This is a genomic window from Gordonia sp. (in: high G+C Gram-positive bacteria) (assembly GCF_049299075.1).
Taxonomy (GTDB): Bacteria; Actinomycetota; Actinomycetes; order Mycobacteriales; family Mycobacteriaceae; genus Gordonia.
Window position 1 is genome coordinate 1 of sequence record NZ_JBAQWU010000156.1, and the last position, 3017, is coordinate 3017.

The following is a 3017-nucleotide window of genomic DNA, read 5'->3' on the forward strand; positions in this document are numbered from 1 at the left end:
GTGGTGCACGAGGCGCTGATGGATGCCAGCAACCCGGCCTGGAAACCGCTGGCTTCGGCGGCGGTGACTGCCGCCTGTGTGGCAGCCGATGATAGGGCGGCGCGCAGCCCGTCGAGGTCCAGCGGCCTCACAGTGGTTGCCGACGGCACATCGCTCGCGGTGGAGGCGTTCAGCCGGTTGATCTCGTCGAGCAGGGCCTGCGCGTGCTCGCCGCGTTCGGTCGCCACCTGGCCCAGTGCCCTGGTGTAGTCGGTCTCGGTCGGCGCGAGCTGCTGCGCCTGCCGCTGCTGGTTCTGCGCGGACACCAGGAGTGGAACGAGAGCCTGCGCGGACTGCTGCCGCTCCGACGGGCCAGTTGAGCATGCCGTGACAGTCGGCCCGGCGGCGAGGACTAACCCGAGTCCGGCGGTGCCGCGAAAGAGGGTCCGGCGGGACGGGGCACTGCGCGGTGGTTGGGGACTCACTCGCCCGATTCTGCCAGCCCCGCGCATCGCCTAGGATGGAAGGTCGATTGTGTCGGCAAGAGATTCGTAAGGAGGCGACATGGCGGAGATGTTGATCGGGCAGATCGAGGCCGTGGTCGAACCGTTGGTCGTCGGCCTCGGTTACGACCTCGAAGGGGTCGAAGTGTCCGGCTCGGGCGCGCGGCGGGATGTGCGGATCACCGTCGACCGCGACGGAGGAGCCAGCCTCGATGACATCGCCGCGGTGAGCCGGAGCCTCTCCGATGCCTTCGACGAGACCGACCTGTTCGACGATGTCGACGTCTACGACCTCGAAGTGAGCACCCCGGGCATCGGCGCCCCGTTGACCCAGCCCCGCCACTGGCGCCGGGCGCGCGGTCGCAAAGTCGCGGTGACGCGTGGCGACCAGTCGACCGGCGAGCAGACGGTGGGTCGAGTCGCCGACGTCGACGACGACACCGTCACCCTGCTGCATAACGACAAGGGCCGGATGAGCACCGTGGCGGTGCCGCTTGCGGACATCACCCGCGCAGTCACCGAGGTGGACTTCACCCGCCCAGGCCCCGCCGAGCTGCGCCGCTGCGGTCTGGACGACGAGGAGATCGCGCGCCGGCGAGAGCCGGCCAGCTGAAGCGATCACCGACCAACGACAACCGAATATGCACAAACGAATGGTGGCGCCGGGAGTAGCGCGACCGGGCCGAATTCAATACTGACAAACGAATAGGAGTCACCCCCATGCACATCGACATCGCCGCGTTGCGGCTGATCGAGGTCGAGAAGGACATTCCGGCCGAAACTGTCTTCACCGCGATCGAGACCGCGCTGCTCACCGCGTACCGGCATACCGAGGGCTTCGCCCCGCACGCGCGCCTGGACATCAACCGTAAATCCGGCGAGGTCCGAGTGCTGGCGCAGGAGCGCGACGCCGAGGGCGAGGTCGTCCATGAGTGGGATGACACCCCCGAAGGTTTCGGCCGCATCGCCGCCACCACCGCCCGCCAGGTGATCTTGCAGCGGTTGCGTGACGCGGAGAACGAAAAGCAGTTCGGCGCACTGGTCGCCCACGAAGGTGAGATCGTCAGCGGCATCGTGCAGGCCGACGCGCGCGCCAACGCCAAAGGCATGGTTGTGGTCGAACTGGGCACCGAAGGCCACGTGGCCGAAGGCATAATCCCGCCGGCCGAGCAGATGCCCGGCGACAAACTGACGCACGGCGACCGAGTCAAGTGTTACGTCGTGGGCGTCCAGCGCGGTCTGCGCGGACCGCAGATCACCTTGTCGCGGACCCACCCGAATCTGGTGCGCAAACTCTTCGCACTGGAGGTTCCGGAGATTCTCAACGGTGAGGTAGAGATCGTCGCGGTGGCGCGCGAAGCCGGCCACCGCTCCAAGATCGCGGTACACACCGGGGTCCCCGGGCTCAACGCCAAAGGCGCATGCATCGGCCCGATGGGGCAACGCGTGCGCAACGTGATGAGCGAACTGAGCGGCGAGAAGATCGACATCATCGACTATTCGGCCGAGCCTGCCGAGTTCGTCGGCCATGCACTCTCGCCAGCCAAAGTGGTGTCGGTGGAAGTCATCGACCTCGAAACCAAGGCCGCCCGGGTCGTCGTACCGGACTATCAGCTGTCGCTGGCGATCGGTAAGGAAGGCCAGAACGCCCGCCTAGCTGCGCGCCTGACCGGCTGGCGGATCGACATCCGGTCCGACGCCGACCCCGGTCCCGCCGCGGAGGACGAGGCCCCGGCCGACGGTGGTCCCGACGCGCCCGGGAATGGGCTAGACTGATCGGTGGTTCTTCCAGAGACGACACCTCCGATCCGCATGTGCGTGGGCTGCCGAGAGCGCGGCACACGTTCCGAGCTGGTCCGGGTGGTGGCTGATCGAGGCGGATGTGGTTCCCGAAGCGGAACGCCGACGCTGATGATCGACCACCGGAAGAACCTGCCGGGACGTGGTGCCTGGCTGCATTCGGCGGAGTCCTGTGTGACTGCGGCGGTGCGGCGACAGGCATTCGGACCGGCCCTCCGACTGCGCGGGATGACTGTGCAGCGCAGCGACTTCGCCGAGGTTTTCGGCGGGGGCGGCCATGAGGGCTCCACCGGGAGCCAGACAGGTGAGTGGAAGACATGAGCACACCGTGAAGTCGTCACGATGAGCACGTTGTTAGTCAAACCGAGGTCGTAGCGGAAGCCCGCTCGACCTCCAAGTGAGGAGAGCAGTGGCAGGCAAGGCCCGCGTCCACGAACTAGCCAAGGAATTCGGCGTCACCAGCAAGGAACTGCTGGAGCGTCTGAAGGAACAGGGCGAGTTCGTCAAATCTGCGTCGTCGACCGTGGAGGCCCCGGTGGCCCGTCGACTGCGCGAAGCATTCAAATCAGCTGGCGGCGGTGCCGATAGCGCCCCGGCGTCAGCGGCCACGAAGGCCGCACCCAAGAAACCTGAAGCACCGGCGGCACCCGCTCCCGTAGCGGCGAAGCCTACGGCTGCGAAGTCGGCTGCACCGAAGCCCGGTGTCGTCAAGCCCGGCCCGGCCGCACCCGCGGC

General features: G+C 67.3%; 5 protein-coding genes. 4 read left to right on the plus strand and 1 reads right to left on the minus strand.

Annotated elements, in window-relative coordinates:
- Positions 1–305: hypothetical protein (locus tag WAW85_RS05260; protein WP_422558590.1), on the minus strand; the 305-nt coding region annotated here is incomplete at its 3' end.
- Between the two features lie 238 nt (positions 306–543).
- On the opposite strand from WAW85_RS05260, the gene rimP reads away from it, so the two are divergent.
- The 4 genes from rimP to WAW85_RS05280 form a co-directional block, all read left to right on the plus strand.
- Complete coding sequence (gene rimP / locus WAW85_RS05265) at positions 544–1095, plus strand: ribosome maturation factor RimP (RefSeq protein ID WP_422558591.1); 552 nt, start codon at positions 544–546, stop codon at positions 1093–1095.
- A 107-nt stretch (positions 1096–1202) separates the two neighbouring features.
- On the plus strand, positions 1203–2258 hold the full coding sequence (gene nusA, locus WAW85_RS05270) for a transcription termination factor NusA (RefSeq protein WP_422558592.1): 1056 nt from the start codon (positions 1203–1205) through the stop codon (positions 2256–2258).
- Between the two features lie 36 nt (positions 2259–2294).
- On the plus strand, positions 2295–2603 hold the full coding sequence (locus WAW85_RS05275; protein WP_422558593.1) for a YlxR family protein: 309 nt from the start codon (positions 2295–2297) through the stop codon (positions 2601–2603).
- 88 nt (positions 2604–2691) lie between these two features.
- The coding region (locus WAW85_RS05280; RefSeq protein WP_422558594.1) for a translation initiation factor IF-2 N-terminal domain-containing protein at positions 2692–3017 on the plus strand (326 nt) is incomplete at its 3' end.